Raw genomic sequence first — 16,750 nt, 5'->3', positions numbered from 1 at the left:
CGCGGTAACAGTCAGTCATCTGATGCAGATCACCTTGATTACTTGTGTTGCCCTTACTTTATGCGTAGCCTGCTATTACTAACAGAAGCGTTGTTTGTCTCGACCTGTTCCGACACTTCATTGTTATAGTCCGCTATGGCTCCGATATAATATGTACCTGCCCCTAGTGAAGGAGGCAAAGTAACTGTTGTGCTGCCCGTGCTCGAAGCACCCGCCATGAGCCCTCCTACATAGCGACTTCCAATATAGATGTCAGAATTTGTAATTAAGTTGTCACTCGACAAGTATATCCCGATTAAAAAGCCGCCAGAAGATCCTCCACCTACATTGCTAACCGTATTTTTAACCGTGATTGTGACTCCATTTTTAGCCTGCGCAGGACTGGACAGTCCGCTCACAACCAGATCAGGCTTGACGGTGTCGTTGTCGGTGATGTTTGCCGTGACGTTGCTGATCACCACGGCATCATAGCCGCCGCCGGAGGCCCGGTGCGTGATAGTACCGGTATGCGCCCCTTGAGCAACAGTATCGTTTACTGCCGTAACCGTAACGCTCTGTGCCACATTCCAGTTGCTCGTTGTGAAAGTGAGCGCGGCCTTGTCCACGGTAACCTGGCTATCGGGTGTGGTGGTAATGGTTACGGTTGCCAACGGCTGGCTCGTGAGCGCCACAGTATAGGTGGCGGTGGCGCCCCCTTCGGTGACTGATACTGTCGTCGGGTTGATTACAACCCCGGCGGTGTCGTTATCGGTGATGCTTGCCGTGACGTTGCTGATCACCACGGCATCATAGCCGCCACCGGAGGCCCGGTGCGTGATGGTCCCGGTATGCGCCCCTTGAGCCGCAGCATCGTTTACTGCCGTAACCGTAATGGTCTGTGCCACATTCCAGTTGCTCGTTGTGAAAGTGAGCGCGGCCTTGTCCACGGTAACCTGGCTGTCGGGTGTGGCGGTGATGGTTGCGGTTGCCAATGGCTGGCTCGCGAGCGCCACAGTATAGGTCGCGGTGGCTCCCCCTTCGATGACCGACACTGTCGTCGGGCTGATTATAACCCCCGCGGTGTCGTTATCGGTAATGCTTGCCGCGACGTTGCTGATCACCACGGCATCATAGCCGCCACCGGAGGCCCGGTGCGTGATAGTACCGGTATGAGCCCCTTGAGCCACGGCATCGTTTACTGCCGTGACCGTAACGCTCTGTGCCACATTCCAGTTGTTCGTTGTGAAAGTGAGCGCGGCCTTGTCAACGGTAACCTGGCTATCGGGAGTGGCGGTAATGGTTACGGTTACCAATGGCTGGCTTGCGAGCGCTACAGTATAGGTGGCCGTGGCGCCCCCTTCGGTGACCAATACTGTCGTCGGGGTGATTACAACCCCGGCGGTGTCGTTATCGGTGATATTTGCCGTGACGTTGCTGATCGTCACGGCATCATAGCCGCCACCGGAGGCCCGGTGCGTGATGGTACCGGTATGCGTCCCTTGAGCCACGGCATCGTTTACTGCCGTGACCGTAACGCTCTGTGCCACATTCCAGTTGTTCGTTGTGAAAGTGAGCGCGGCCTTGTCCACTGTAACCTGGCTATCGGGTGTGACGGTGATGGTTACGGTTGCCAATGGCTGGCTCGCGAGCGCCACAGTATAGGTGGCCGTGGCGCCCCCTTCGGTGACCAATACTGTCGTCGGGGTGATTACAACCCCGGCGGCGTCGTTATCGGTGATATTTGCCGTGACGTTGCTGATCGTCACGGCATCATAGCCGCCGCCGGAGGCCCGGTGCGTGATGGTCCCGGTATGCGCCCCTTGAGCCACAGCATCGTTTACTGCCGTAACCGTAACGCTCTGTGCCACATTCCAGTTGCTCGTTGTGAAAGTGAGCGCGGCCTTGTCCACGGTAACCTGGCTATCGGGTGTGACGGAGATTGTTACGGTTGCCAATGGCTGGCTTGCGAGCGCCACAGTATAGGTGGCGGTGGCGCCCCCTTCGGTGACCGACACTGTCGTCGGGGTGAGCACTACACCAGCGGGATTGCTAGTGGCAACCTCGATCTGGTTTCCCGCAATGGCGTTGTTCATCTCGTTGGATTCCAGCACCTTATTGTCATAGTCCGCTATGGCGCCAATATAGTACGTCCCGGGAGATACTGAAGAAGGCAAGGTGAGCGTCATCTCGGACGTGCTTGACCCGCCCGCCACGAGACCATTCACATAACGACTTCCAAGGTAGATATCAGAAGTGCTGATCATGCTGTCTTTTGACAGGTACAAGGCTACATTAAATCCGGACGAACCGCCGCCGGTTGCACTCGTGAGGACCGTATTACTGACCGTGATGGCCTGACCAATAGAACCGCTGGCAGGGCCGCTCACGGAAGCCATTTCAATGTCAGGCCCGATTACGGTGACGGGGGTACCTGTCCGGGCATTGTTTGCATCATTAGATTCCTTGACTGTATTATACGGGTCCACAATGACACCGATGTAATAAGTACCCCCGGGAACTGTACTGGGGATCGTCACGACAGTATTATCGCGTGACTCAGAAGGATATTTAGAGGGTGAACCAACAGGTTCGAGGAGGGGAATATGCCTGTAGCCGATAATGATATCCGACGTAGTGATTATGGGATCAGTGGAAAGGTATATCAAGACGTCAACCGTTGGACTCGCTCCCACACCAATGTTGGTGACAGTATTTGAGACGGTGAAACTGGTTGCGGTAAGTGCGGTGGCCGGGTTAGACACGGAACTCACAACCAAATCAGGACCTTCAATGGTCATTTTATTGCCCGTGCGACAATTATTCGTTTCGTCTGATTCCCATATATCATCCGAAGCATCAACGCAGACCCCCACGTAATAGGCGGTTGATACGAAGCTTATAGGGAGCGAAAGTTGGATATCAACAGGTATTGATACGCATTCTCCCGGTAGAATGTCATCCCCATATATGAGCGCGCCGAACATTCTGTCCTCGACGGGAGAAATGACTGTGTCGGCCGAAAGAACCCATGTGATATATCCCGTGCCAGGAGAAGTCCCTGAACCGATGTTGCACACGCTGTTCTCTATGTGGATGGGCTCGTTCCACCCTCCTTTCACCGGGTTGACCAACGAGGTTATAGCAAGATCAGGCGGCACATTGCGGGTAACCTTTATGCTGAGTGTATTTGAATTGCCGAGGGTATCGGTTGCAATTACAGTGAAGATATTTTCTCCAATGGTTAGAGGGACCGTAAGTTCGTAGTAGCCGTCGCTGGGCCTATAGGAGGCCGGCTGGCCGTTGACCGCAACAAAAGCAACGCCCGAGGGGTCGCTGGCAGTACCGTAAATTACGGTTTCGGGCTGGTACGTCACCGTGAAATTAGATGAATTCACGGTTACGGCAGGAGGCAGACTGAGCGTGGTGAATGAATACAGGGCACCACCATTGTTATCACGACCGATGTTTCCTGCCTCGTCGGTGGAATTCACCTCGTAGTAGTATGTAGTGGCTTCTTTCAAATTCTTGATGGTTAAGGCCTGTGAGGTCATGAACCAGGGATTAGACCGTGATGCCCCTAAAACTTTCGTATCGCCATAATTGATGGCGGCCGAAGCCGGTTCATTCGTAGTCCACATGACCGTTGCGCTGTCCTGGCCAACTGAATTGATTGTTATCGCCGAAATGACCGGAGGACTGAGATCGGCAAGAGCTGTGGCAAAAGTACTCGAGGGTGTTCCGGTGCCATTGTCTGCGTCAAGGTACGTGGCTGTGATGGTATCCCCTTCCGCCACCTCCAAATACCCGTTGTTGGTCTGTGCCGCTCCACTGCGGGTAACGATCGAACCCGTGAACATCGCGGTGTCTGGCCCGCTCTCAACCAACTGTACAGTCTCTCCACCGGGTTCTGTTGTGCTTTTGATGATTACGCTCACTGTTTCGGCTGCCGAACTGTTGTGATTTAGGTCCCGGTCGCCGACATTGATCTTGATGGTATCCGAGCCGTTGTATCTGGTCTTGTCAATATAGATGAATCCCTTTGAGGTAATATCCGCGGCACCCGTGACGACCACGGTGAAAGGCTGAGGGCCGAATGGCACATTGTAGCCAGTGACCCATACGGTATAGTTCCCTGGCTGCAAAGTGGGCGGGATCAAAACCTGCTCTTCAACATTTAGCCTGTCGGCACTGCCACCGGCGATGGACACACCATTTTGGAAGACGTTACCCTTATAGGTGGTGCCGTCAGGTGCGGTTACCGTGAGGTCGAGATCGTTCACGAGCGCTTTGGCTGCTTCCTCAGCCCCGGGGTAATCCGACCAGACCAGCGTTACCTTTAACATCTGGGCGCCTGCTGAAAAATAGCGCCGACTCCATGTTGCATCGGTTACCAGGCCGGAAGTAACGTCAGTTACATTGAGAAACTTATTGTCGCCGAAAAAATGAAGAACATTGGAGAGGTTTATCCTTCCCCACCCCTGTCCGGTGGAAGGTATGGGGGCATCGGTGTAATTGCCGGTCATGTTCTGAGCGCTGTTGATGAGTGTTGCCTTGACCATGGCAGCTGAGGGCTCGAAACCATTGGCAGCGTTGGCCGTTCCGTTGGGCCAGTAACCGTCCGTATAATATTGCCTCACAAGGGCGGCGGCACCCGCGACCGTAGGTGTTGCCATCGAAGTACCGCTCATGGCGATCGTTCCGCTGTTGAAGCTGTTTTGAATGCCGTCGGAATCGGCAGAGACAATATTTACCCCCGGAGCAGTGACCGTTGGTTTGGTTCGGCCATCCGTAGTGGGGCCGTTGCTGCTGAACGATGCCAGATTCTCCGCATTAAGACCATTCTCAGAGGCTCCGACACTGACGACGTTTTTTGCGGTAGCCGGAGTACCGACTGTACCTGTGGCATCGCCTGAGTTTCCGTTGGCAAAGAAAGCAAGAAAATCCTTGTTCTCCCAGATAAATAGGTCGGCGGTCCGGGCGAACGTATCATATGCATTGACAGTTGCTCCCCAACTGTTGGTATGGAGCCTGGCCCCTGCGTAATAGGGAGTATTGAACAAAAGTCCGAGGTCTGATGGAGGATAAACGGAATTTTCATCACCAGGCGTTAAATCCTGCATGAAAATTTTGGAATTGGGTGCCATTCCGTTGGCGTTAGAGAGGCCGTCCACTGGGGTGCGATTGCCAGCAACGGTACCCGATACGTGGGTGCCGTGTCCGAAGGTGCCGTCATAATCGTCTGCATAGCTCGTATACCCGACGATTTTTCTATGTGTAGGGCCGAGAGGCACTCCCAAAGGATCATAAAACCATGGCATGTCATAGTCGACACCGGTGTCGCCGATGCCCACTATCTGCCCGTAACCAAGTATACCTTTGTCCCATATTGTTGTGTTTTCAGGAATGTACGATTGGATTGTCCATTTGGAAATATCGTTCAGCAACATCATATCTGCGGCTTCTTCAATCCAGACTACTTCCTCAAGGTTTGCAATCTGGTTGATTGCTCCAGAATCAACCTTTACTCTCGCCACAGCCCGTCCTACATCCAGAATTACACCCTTTTTCTTTAAAACAGCAGACAGGATAACTGAGATATTTTCAGCGGAATCAGCCCTGATGTGGAACTGTTTTATCGTTTCGTTCTTTCCGAGCTTCTCGGCGAGTTTTTTTTCTATCTTGTACTCGGCTTTATACTTGACCACTCCTTGGATAAATGGAAAGCCCTCTACTCTCTTCTTGGTCTTTTCATCCATTGAGACGATGAACGCAAACTCAGGGATGTAATCATGTATGCGGCAGCCGATATCCAGAATCTTTTTTTTGTCAGCCTCATGGATTGATCCTGAGAACTGAACTATCCACTTTTTGATTATATTTTTTTCTTTTCCGAGGATTTTTTGAGTATCAGCTTCTGGATTTTTCACATCGACAAAGAAACCATTTATTGCAACGCCTGTTATGTTACCCTCTAATGCATAAGCAATACTATTCAAGGACAAAAAATAAAAGAGAGCAACCCCCATTTTATTAGGTGTTTTCATTGCCGTCGCCTCCTTCTAATTTCCAAATCCTCTTGGTGCTGTAGCCTGTTGGGGTAAATGGAAATTTGTCAATCGAGTTCCAATAATTACCCTCCTATCGGCGTCCGAAAGATGACCGAGCTACAACATAACATTAGACAGTTAGGACAGCAGGTGAGGCTCAACAGTGCCGAGGTGGGTTAAACTTGCAATCCGATCCAGAGAGAATGACGCTGTCTTGAGCAAAGGTGAACCTGGCAGGTACGTCAGGGTACTACTGAAGCAACGCGAAGATCTGACTCCGGGCAGTCGCCCCGGTCTTTTTCATGATCTGCTTCAAGTGGTTCTTAACGGTGAACTCTGAGATGAAAAGCTTGTCGGATATTTCCCTGTTGGAGAAGCCCTTGCTTATGAACTTGGCCACTTCGGCTTCTCTTTTGGTGAGTCGAAATTTCTGCCGTGACCTGGCGACGTTGACCTCGTGTTCCTTAACGACTTTTTCGACCAGGACCAGGATGCAGGTCTGCATTCTGCCTTTGCCGTCCCCCCCGATGAGGAAGGGGCGAGCCGAGTACGGGAGCTTTCCTGCATTGACAACGTTTTGGTGTTCGGTCCTGCATGCGAAGTCGTCCGTCGAGTAATTAAATACTGATTGTAATACATTTCTAATTTCGTCGTGCACCCATCCTTGCTTGTGTCCATCTCCTGGCGTCACGACCTGCATCTCGATCGCGACCTCATTTGAAAAAATCAGGTCTCCTGCCAGATTGAAGATCAAGATCCCCGGAGTGCCGCGACTGTAGACTATGTCTAAGAGATTAGCCATAATTGAAATTCTATTCGGTCAGCCTGGAAAATCAAATTTATATTTCAAATTAGCACTTTTGAGCTATTTATTCGCCACTGGCGAAATGGTAAATATGTCATAAAACTCTGCCGTGAGAGTAGGGCGGTCTCCTGCTGTGGCTGGAGTGCAATGCTGCGTCCAGCTAGGTTGCTTGCCTGTGACTGTGGGAATTGAGGTGTATGTAATTAAGTCCCGATTGAGGGAGCTGGATTCCCATGCGGAAGATTAGTGCCAATTAGGGGTGTTGATAATTTTTACTTGGTTTTAATTAGCTTTGTCATATGGGTAAGTTGGGGCAGTAGGGCATTTCGGCCAGTTAGCTCAAATAGCTAGCTGGCTTTTTGTTTTTGTAGGCGCGGATGTCGACGCAGGTTCCGCTTTTCGCTATTTTTACTTCATATTGCTTCTATGGTGAATGTGATAATCCCGCAGACTATCACCATCAACAGTAAACCGAATATAAAAACACCATCGGCTATTCTTTCGATTTTGTGCATTCGCCGGTGCTTCCGGGTCCTTAAGGCCCAGTATGAAAGTATGCATGAAATTAGGAAGGCAAGCGAAGTAGCAGCCAAAATATCATCTGCTAGTGTGTCGATTTTTCTCATGCTTGTAAAAACACGGATCAGTCCGATGACGGTAAGGCAGACGCCCACCATTGCCGCGGAAGCTGTAAAAATGTGGACGCTGATGTCCTCCTCAAGGTATGACTCTCGATTCAGGTTTCGATCCACCTGGTTTCACCTCATCTAAACAGTCATAAATCAGTCTTGCAGCAGCCCCTGGGACTGCTGCAAGACATTCTCATAAATGCTGTTAACCATTCTGCTTATGATCAGTGACCAGGGCTCATCAGAACGTCCAACTGGTTGTTGACTTCCCTGAGTTTTCCTTGCAGCACCTTGATCTCGCTGGGTGTGTACACCCTATTCCCTTTGGCTATCTCTTTGTTCAGTCTTGCAATTTTTTGCTGAATGCTGTCCACCTGGTCCTTGCAGTTCTGAGATACCAGCAGGCACTCGTCTTTGCCCTGGGCAAGAGCGGGAATGCTGGTCATTACCATCGTTGCCATTGTTAGCGCTGCTATCGTTCTTAACATGGTACACCTCCTGTTGTTGCTTCAATGTTGTCCTACCTGTTCCTCTTCGCCCCTCATGGGGTCTCCCTGAGGCTGTGAGGCCCACGAGTCGGTTATCCAATCGTGACAAAGAACTCTGCGTCTCCCCGGTGTACCAGCATCAGCACCGGGGTTCCGTGCCCGGAGAGAGCTTGTTTGAAATCATGAATGTTCCGGATGACCCTGCGGTTGACCTCAAGGATGATGTCGCCAGGGCGTATCCCGGCAATCCGGGAAGGACCGTCCTCGTCGACATCGGTTACTACTACCCCCCGTCCTTTCGGGAGCCCGCTGCGTTGTTGACGTAAGGAATCGAGCGGTTTGACCGTGAGCCCAAGATCTTTCTCCGAGGTCAAGGCCGGGCGACTCGCCACCGACGTAGAGGCATCCTTTAAAGTCACTCTCAGCGGGATTTCCTTTCCGTTCCGGATGACGGTAATTGCTATCTCCTTACCTACCGGTGCCTCTGCGACGATTCTCGGCAGGTCGTTGGCGTTGGTTACTTCATGTCCGTAGCAGGAGATCACCACATCGCCTGTGTGGATGCCGGCTGCACTTGCCGGACTGTCGGCCACCACCGAAGATACCAGGGCTCCTTTGGGTTCCTTGAGAGCCAGAGACTGGGCGAGCTCCGGTGTGACCGACTGTACTGTTACCCCAAGCCAACCACGGGTAACCTTCCCCTTCTCCTTGATCTGCTCGCTAACCGTTTTGGCGAGGTTGCTTGGGATGGCAAAGCCGATCCCTTGTCCCCCCTGGATGATGGCGGTGTTAATGCCGATCACTTCACCCTGCATGTTTATCAGGGGGCCGCCGCTGTTGCCGGGGTTGATCGGGGCATCGGTTTGCAGGAAATTGTCGTAAGGGCCGGAGCCGATCACCCTCCCCGTGGCACTGATGATCCCCTGGGTCACCGTGTGTTCCAGCCCGAAGGGGTTGCCAACCGCCAGAACCCAGTCGCCCACCCTCATCTTATCCGAGTCCCCCAGAGGAAGTACCGGAAGTGCCTTGAAGGGCGACGATATCTTGATCAGAGCTAGATCGGTCTTGGGGTCGCGGCCGACAACCTTCGCGGAAAATTCCCTGCTGTCAGAGAGCTTGACTCTGATCTCGTCCGCCTTGTCCACTACGTGGTTGTTGGTGATGATGTAGCCGCCGCGGTCGATGATGAAGCCCGAGCCGAGGCTTTGTTGTTTCACGGCACGGTCAGGGATGTCGTGGAAGAAATTGCCGAAAAAATCGTTCAAACCCGTTGCATCACCGTCCTGCCCGAAGAAGTTGCGGAAAGGATCGCCGGGGATCCTGACGGTACTGGTGCTGCTTATATTCACCACGGCGGGTTGCACCTTTTGAGCGAGTTCCGAAAAGGAGCGAGGGAACGCGACTACCGACGCCTGCTGTGCGTTCTTGCACCCGGAAACCAGCACCACGATCATTAAGATGAGTGCCCAGCTCCGTCCATGGAGTATGCGTGTCAGTCTTTTACGGTCCATGACTTCACCTTGCCTGTCTGCGGCAGGCTTTTAGGGGATGCGGAAGGCTACGAAAAGGGAAGTTTCCCCCCTCTTCAGCAGCAGCCTGGCTGTACTCCCCGTTTTGAGTTGTGCTACGGCCTTGTCGTATTCCGCTGCCGTCGCCACCTTCGTTCCGTTTACCTCGGTTATCACGTCGTTTACCTGTACACCTGCCGCTTCCGCAGTGCTGTTTGCTTCAAGCGAAGTGACAACGACCCCCTTGCGGTAGGAAATCCCGGCGTTTGCGGCGTACTCCTGAGTGAGGTCCTGTACGGCAATGCCGATGCTGGACGCCTCCGCTTTTGCCGCAGCCCCGCTATCCGACGGCAGGAGCGCAACCGTGACCGCTTTGTCTATGGTCTTTCCGTCTCGGAGCAGTTTGAGGTGCACGTTCTTGCCCACAGCGGTCCCTGCCACCAGACGCGGGAGCTCATTCATATCACGCACCACCTTGCCGTCGAATTCGGTTATGATGTCGCCCGCCTTGACCCCGGCCTTGTCAGCAGGTCCGCCGCTGGTCACTTCGGCGACCAGGGCTCCTCTGGCCTCGTCCATTCCGAAGGAGCTGGCCAGATCATCGGTCACCATCTGCACCTTCACGCCGAGGTAGCCACGCGTCACCTTCTTCCCTTGCTGCAGCTGGGGAAGTACGGATTTGATCATGTTGATTGGGATGGCAAAGCCGATACCCTGGCCGGAAGCGATGATGGCCGTATTTATACCGATTACCTCACCCTTGCCATCGATGAGCGGGCCGCCTGAGTTGCCTGGGTTTATCGAGGCATCCGTCTGCAGAAAGTCGTCGTAAGGGCCGCTGCCGATAACCCTTCCTTTGGCACTGATGATCCCGGCTGTCACGGTGCGTTCCAGTCCGAACGGGTTGCCGATGGCCATCACCCAGTCCCCTACGCGGATCCGGTCGCTGTCCCCAAGCGGCGCCGCGTGCAGGGCGCCCTTGGCTGAGATCTTCAGCACCGCCACGTCCAGTTTTTCGTCGGTGCCGAGCACCTTGGCCTTGTAGTGGTGATGGTCGGAGAGCCTTACCGTTATCTCGTCGGCATCGGCTATAACATGGTAGTTGGTCAGGATCTTACCGTCGCCGCTGATGATCACCCCGGAGCCGAGGCTCGTTTGCGGTTGAGAGTGTTCAGGGATGCCTTGGTAGAAGTGATCAAAGAAGTCCTGGAATGGATCACTGTTCCCTGGATTCTGCAGGGATGACTGCGGGCGGCTTGGCTTGAGGGTCTTCCTGGTGCTGATGTTCACAACGGCCGGGGTCAGGTCCTCAGCGAGCTTCACGTAGTCCGGAGTCTGTCTCAAAAGATGTTTTCCTGGCGCTGTCGCGGCCAGGGCCGTGGTGCCGAACAGGGTCAATGTCGCGAGACCGGCTGCCAATAGTATCAGTTGGATTCTCTGTTTCATGGAAATTCTCCAGGCTCCCCTTTCCCTTGTGCGTCAGGCAGGCGGGCTATTTTTTCTGGTCCAGGCGGAAGATCTTCTCCGCTTTCTTGGCCTCTTTTTCGGCCTCCTTGGCGGCCTGGTCCGCAGACTGGGCAGCAGCCTCGCCTTTATTTGCTGCGGCAAGGGCGTTGCGTGCTTCACCCTCTGCCTTTCCAGCCAGTTCCACGGCACGATCCGCCTTGGCGTCGTCCTTGGCATGGTACTGCTCCAGCTTGGCTTCATCCGAGGTGAGCCGCGTTTCCAAGGCGTTCACCTTTCCTTCGACCTTAGTCAGTCGATCTGCCAGTGGATCGACCTGTCCCTGGACGTACCTGTCCGTCGCGCATCCCGACATGGCGAGCACCAAACCCAAAAGCCCCAGCATCGTCACCTTCTTCATAGCTTCTTACCTCCTCTGTCAGATATTAGCCCGGCACCACCAGCCAACCGTGCGGTGCGGCACAGCCAAGGTACGCGACCTTGTGCACAGGGGCTTATGCATTCCTGATAGCATGCGGCGTGCCAGAGGGATGGTTATGTGATTTTAGTATGTTATGCCGGCAGCGGCGACCGGGGGGAGTGTCCTGCGATGATAGTGGTATCGAAAATAGATAGCGCGAATAGATAGGTGGGGGGAGTGGGGGAGAGCCCCCCGTCACTCCTCGGTGCCGGCGAGACCGTACTTTTCCACTTTGCGGCGGAAGGTGTAGTAGTTCATAGCGAGCATCGCCGCGGTTTTCATGCGTTTGCCGCCGCAGTGGCGCAGAGCCTGCTCCAGGGTCCAGCGCTCCATGGTCTCCATGGTACAGGGAAACGGTGGGGGAAGAAGTATCTCTGCCGACGTCCGCTCCTCAGGTTTAACGGGTAGATCGGCAAGTGCCTCGATGTCGCTGCTCCGGATCACCCCGTCCGTTTCCAGGACCACCCTGCGCATGAGGCTCTTCAATTGCCGTATGTTCCCCGGCCAGGGAAGAACGGTAAGAAGGTTGATTGCGGCATCGTCCAGCAGGGGGGACGGCAGCCCCAGTTCCTCGCAACTCTCCCTGAGAAATCTCAGCGCGAGCGGGAAGATGGCCTCGGGGGTGGAGCGCAGCGAGGGGATGGAGATCACCGTGTCTGCCAGGCGGTAGTAGAGATCCTGTCTGAAACGTCCGGCAGCTGCTTCCTCCTTGAGATTGAGGTTGCTCGCTGCGATGATCCTTACGTCGATCTTTCTTTCCTCGGCTCCCCCGACCTGGCTAAAACGTTTCTCCTCGACAAAACGCAGCAGCTTGGCCTGCAGCTCCTGTGGTGCAGACTCGATGTCGTCAAGGAAAAGCGTTCCCCCGTCCGCCCGTTCAGCGAGGCCGATCCGGGTACGATCAGCACCGGTGAAGGCACCTTTAACGTGTCCGAAAAGCTCGCTTTCAACCAGGGTCACCGGGAGGGCTCCCATCTGCACCGTCACCAGCGGCGCGGTGCGGCGTGGACTAAGCGAGTGGATGAGGGACGCCAGCCGCGACTTTCCCGTCCCGGTTTCGCCCTGCAGCAAAACGTTGTACGAGGTTCTCGCAACCTTTGCCACCTGGTCGGCCATGGAGCGCTGAGCCGGCGCTCCGCCCAACTGTTCCCACAGGTTCGCCCTCAGCTCGTCGGAAAGTCCGTCGATCTCGCGCCGCTGGATTATGGGAAGCGCGGCCTTGGTCAGGCTTGCCAGCAGTTGGTCGGCGTCGGCCGGCTTTCTTACGAACGCGCTGATGCCGAGTTCGATTGCCTTTAGCAGGTAGCTGGTTTCGGTAAAGGCGGTGCAAAGCACCACCGGAGTGCCGGGGGAGAGCTCTTTCAGCCTTGCTGTCAGTTCAAGTCCATCCATGATCGGCATACGGATGTCGCTTAAGACGATGTCCGGCGCTTGGGCGGAAAACTGCGCCAAGGCGTCGCTGCCGTTGGCGGCCTCAATGACCCTGCGGCAGTAAAGCGAAAGAAAGGCGGCCGTCTCGTGCCGCAGATCCGGTTCGTCTTCGACCAGCAATAAGGTGACTTTCTTCAGATCGTTCATGGTTGGTTTCCCGTGGGCAGCTCGATGTAAAAGGTTGTCATTTCCTGATCGGGGACGAAGCGGAGGGTTCCCCCGATGCTTTCTTCGATGATGGTCCTGGAGAGATAAAGCCCGATGCCGGTTCCGCCGCTCTCCTTTTTGGTGGTGAAGTACGGGGCGAAGAGGCGTGGGGCGGTCTCCTCGCTCACGCCGCAGCCGTTGTCGTTGACCTCGATGTTCAGCATTCCGGGGCGGCGGCTTGCCACCGTCACCCTTATGATGCCCCGCTCTGGCCCCCCCTCTTTGCTGCGACGTTCCTGGATGGCGTCGCGCGCGTTTCCCAACAGGTTGAGCATCACCTGCTTGAACTCGTTTCCTCCCCCGCGCACCAAAAGATCCGCACCTGGCTCCCTGATTAATTGCACCTCTATGCCGTGATGGGCGAACTGGGCCTCCAGCAGTTTCAGGGACTCCTCGATGCATGTTGCGGGGGAGAATTCCTGGCGCTCCTTGTCCGGGCGGTAAAAGTCCCGGAATTCGTCGATGGTTTCGGACATGTAGTGGATCTGACGCATGGCGTTGGCCTTGAACTCATCCAGGTATTCCGGAGACAGCTCCTGCCGCGAGCCCAAGGCATGGGTGCGCTGAATGATCATGCCGAGGGTGGCAAGGGGCTGACGCCACTGGTGGGCGATGGCGCTTATGAGGTCGCTCATGGCGATTACGCGCGCCTGATAGGCCCGTTTGCGCTCGGTGATGTCGCGGCAGATGCTCAGCACGACCGGCCGGTCCCCCCACTGGATCAGCCGCGCACTCACCTCGGTAGAGACCGGCGCACCGTCCTTGCGTCTGTGCACCGTTTCGTACGTGACGGACTTCGTTTCCAGCAGTCGCTCCGTGGGGTCTTCCCGCGGGCGCCGCTCCTCTTTCGTCTCCACGTCGGCGATGCACATCCCGGTAAGCTCGGAGCGGGAATATCCGAGCCGTTCGACGGCCAGCGGGTTTGCCTCCAGGATGCGCCCGCCGATATCCGTTATGAAGATGGCATCGTTTGCGCTGTCGAAGAGGAGCCGGTACTTTTCCTCGCTTTCCTGCAGTAGCGTCGTCTGCCGCGCGAGTGCCTCGTTAGCGGCCTGGATTCTTTTGAACTGGTCCTGGAGCGAACCGGCCATCTCCTTGAAGTTGCCGATCAGGTAGCTCGCTTCAAAGACGCTGGTCTCGGGCCAACTGACGGTAGCCCCTGAGGCCAGCCGGGACGGGAGTGCACGCGTCACCTGAAGCAGTTGCTCCAGGTTGGTCATGATGCGGCGGCTCAGGACTTCAGCGAGGCCCAGCGACATGATCAACACCAGTAACAACAGCGTGAACCTCTCTGTGTACTTGGCGTACAGTGCCCTCCGGAATGGAGCGGCCGGTTGCTCCAGAGTAAGAGTCCACTCGCCAAGTTCCCCGACCACGATCTTCGACCGGTAAGCGGTAGCCCTGGTGACCATGGCGCCTGAGCGGTCCGTTTCCCTGCGCCACTTTCCCAGCAGGGAGATCGGGGAGGCTCCGGCGTTTTCGTCGGAGGGGGACGTCCCGGTGTCTGCCGGGCGGTTGGTCATGATGACCCTGCCGTTCTTGTCCGACAGCGTATAGATTTTCTCAGTGTGCTCGGTGAACTTGTCGAGCAGTGCCCGGGTCTGCTGCAGGCTTATCACACCGCAGACATAACCGGCAAAGCGGCCCCCTTTAACTACAGGTGCGAGCACGGCGACCCGCGGACGCGGGGATCCGTTCCAGGAGAAGGAAACATCGGAAAGAATCGGGGTGAGGGACGCCCTGAGCAGGGGTAGATAGCGGCGGTCGGCAAGGTTTAGGCCCACCTCGGACGACTCGCTCTGACGGGGGGGCGGGTAGAAGGCAACGACCTCACCATTCGCGTCCATAAGCGCTATTTGCTTGAAGCTTGGATCTGAGCTGGTGGCAAGGAGCAGGTAGTTCCTAATTTCGCTCGAGGTTGCCGCGGAAAGCGTCTGGGCCAGCACGGCAAGGTTTTGTTTTCGGTTCAGCGCCCATGTTTCCATCAGCTTGTCGATCCGCTGCGAATCCTGGTTTAGCGAGGTGCTGATGGCGCGTTCGGTCTCTATGAAATCGGCCCTGCTGCTGACGGCTAGTATGACGAGGCTTGGCAGCAGTACGAAGAGCGAAAACAGGTTTTGCACTATTTCCCGGTAGGACAGGGGGACGCTTCGGGAGTAGGCTGCCCATCCCATAAAGAGCATCCGGGCGAGCAGGGCGTTGGCGATACCGTTCACGGTAAGCTTTGCCATGGTCATTGTCGTGCTCCCGTAGGGGAGCTGCAGCGCCAGATGAAACATCAGGTAGATCGCGGGAATCCCAACGAAAAGCCAGTAACAGGTGTCCGCGAGCACCATGGTGACGTTGCGGCGCACAACCAGGAACCAGACCGAGGCTACTTCGGCTACCAGAAGCAGCATGATAAAGGGGTGTCCGTAGGTAAGGCAGGTGACCGCCCCGGCAACAGCCGCCACCGCGCAACCGATACGCAGCCCCATAAGCTGCAGGGCCAAGAGCGCGAAGATCGATCCGGTGAAGAACCGGATGTCCAAAAAGAAAGTAAAGGCAAAATAGTTGCCAGCCAGGCCGGCGACAGCCAGTAGTGCAAATGGCAGGATACTTTGACGGGCGTTGACTGACGGGGGCAAAGGAGGTGAAACAACTGGCATAGGCGGTTCCCTACTTGTTTTCCACCGTGGGACTCAAAGGATGTCTTCCACAGTGTAGTCGATCAAAAGTCAGGAGTTGCACTTTGAAGAGCCGGATGAATAATTAGTTGTATTCTACCTCAATATTTTTACCGTGTAGGAAATCGATATGAAAGCTCTTCATTCTATACTAGCGGTAGCTTTGCCAAGCACCGTCTTGCTGTTCACTCTGCTTGCAGGTTCGCCTATGGCGGCACTGGCATCCGACGTCGTGTTCCACGAAGGGCTGGGAGGAGGGCTGCAGACGACAACGACGCGCAGTGACGATTCCTTACCGGAGATCGCCCGCGCCCATGACATCGGTTACAACGCGATAACCGGCGCCAACCCTGTGTTGGACCCCTTTATTCCTGATCCGGGAAGCACGGTGCTTCTGCCGACGCGCTGGCTTCTTCCCGATGTGGCCGCGCACTCAGGGATCGTGATAAACCTTGCCGAAATGCGCCTGTACCTGTTCGGCGAGCGGGAAAGTGACCATGTGGCCACATACCCGGTCGGCATCGGGGACGAGGGGTGGGACACCCCGCTTGGGACCTACCGCGTAATCGAGAAGATCGAAAATCCGGCCTGGCATGTTCCCGCATCGATCAGGGCCCAAAAACCGGAACTGCCAGCGGTGGTCCCTCCCGGTCCGGACAACCCCTTGGGCAACCGCGCTTTGCGCCTTTCCATCGGAACCGTGCTGATTCACGGAACGGACCGCCCTTTCGGCATAGGGATGCGGGTAAGCCATGGCTGCATTCACTTGTATCCAGAAGATATTTTGGAACTGTTCAAGCGTGTCCCGGTGGGGATAAAGGTCACCATCGTCAATCAGCCTGTCAAAGTCGCGCTGGTGGGTGGGCATGTCTTTGTCGAGGTTCACGAAACTGAAACCGGTGGTGGGACTCTCGCGCAGGAGGCATGGCAGTTGTTGGAACGAAAGGGATTAGCCACGTTGGTCAACCCGGAAAAATTACGAGCAGCGCTTGTGGCTCACTCCGGAGTGGTCACCGATGTCAGCAGGTAAATTTTGCTCTGCTACGAAAAGTGATTCAATGAGGTG

Annotated in this window: 10 protein-coding genes; 1 reads left to right on the top strand and 9 read right to left on the bottom strand. The window is 55.3% G+C overall.

Features of this window, described 5'->3' with window-relative positions; all coding sequences use genetic code 11:
• Positions 1–53: 53 nt before the first annotated feature.
• The 9 genes from K7R21_RS08830 to K7R21_RS08790 form a co-directional block, all read right to left on the bottom strand.
• The gene (locus K7R21_RS08830; RefSeq protein WP_224982896.1) at positions 54–6,023 is read right to left on the bottom strand and encodes a S8 family serine peptidase; all 5,970 of its coding nucleotides are present in this window, start codon (positions 6,021–6,023) and stop codon (positions 54–56) included.
• A gap of 253 nt (positions 6,024–6,276) precedes the next feature.
• A complete protein-coding gene (locus K7R21_RS08825) occupies positions 6,277–6,780 on the bottom strand; it encodes a helix-turn-helix domain-containing protein (protein ID WP_224982895.1) in 504 nt (167 codons plus the stop codon).
• 464 nt (positions 6,781–7,244) lie between these two features.
• The gene (locus K7R21_RS08820; protein WP_224982894.1) at positions 7,245–7,583 is read right to left on the bottom strand and encodes a hypothetical protein; all 339 of its coding nucleotides are present in this window, start codon (positions 7,581–7,583) and stop codon (positions 7,245–7,247) included.
• Positions 7,584–7,684: 101 nt separating this feature from the next.
• On the bottom strand, positions 7,685–7,948 hold the full coding sequence (locus K7R21_RS08815; protein ID WP_224982893.1) for a hypothetical protein: 264 nt from the start codon (positions 7,946–7,948) through the stop codon (positions 7,685–7,687).
• Positions 7,949–8,040: 92 nt separating this feature from the next.
• Positions 8,041–9,459: a DegQ family serine endoprotease gene (locus K7R21_RS08810; protein ID WP_224982892.1), complete on the bottom strand. Its 1,419-nt coding sequence runs from the start codon at positions 9,457–9,459 to the stop codon at positions 8,041–8,043.
• Positions 9,460–9,489: 30 nt separating this feature from the next.
• Positions 9,490–10,902, bottom strand: coding sequence for a DegQ family serine endoprotease (locus K7R21_RS08805; protein ID WP_224982891.1), 1,413 nt, complete (start codon positions 10,900–10,902; stop codon positions 9,490–9,492).
• Between the two features lie 46 nt (positions 10,903–10,948).
• Positions 10,949–11,320, bottom strand: coding sequence for a hypothetical protein (locus K7R21_RS08800; RefSeq protein ID WP_224982890.1), 372 nt, complete (start codon positions 11,318–11,320; stop codon positions 10,949–10,951).
• A 255-nt stretch (positions 11,321–11,575) separates the two neighbouring features.
• Positions 11,576–12,958: a sigma-54-dependent transcriptional regulator gene (locus tag K7R21_RS08795; RefSeq protein ID WP_224982889.1), complete on the bottom strand. Its 1,383-nt coding sequence runs from the start codon at positions 12,956–12,958 to the stop codon at positions 11,576–11,578.
• On the bottom strand, positions 12,955–15,666 hold the full coding sequence (locus K7R21_RS08790; protein ID WP_224982888.1) for a PAS domain-containing sensor histidine kinase: 2,712 nt from the start codon (positions 15,664–15,666) through the stop codon (positions 12,955–12,957). Before K7R21_RS08790 ends, K7R21_RS08795 begins: the two co-directional genes overlap by 4 nt.
• 226 nt (positions 15,667–15,892) lie before the next feature.
• Between K7R21_RS08790 and K7R21_RS08785 the strand changes: the two genes are divergently transcribed.
• Complete coding sequence (locus K7R21_RS08785; protein WP_224982887.1) at positions 15,893–16,714, top strand: L,D-transpeptidase family protein; 822 nt, start codon at positions 15,893–15,895, stop codon at positions 16,712–16,714.
• Positions 16,715–16,750: the final 36 nt, after the last annotated feature.

Origin of the sequence: Geomonas agri, assembly GCF_020179605.1 — a bacterium.
Classification (GTDB): Bacteria; Desulfobacterota; Desulfuromonadia; order Geobacterales; family Geobacteraceae; genus Geomonas; species Geomonas agri.
This window is presented reverse-complemented; position numbering and strand designations above follow the sequence as displayed.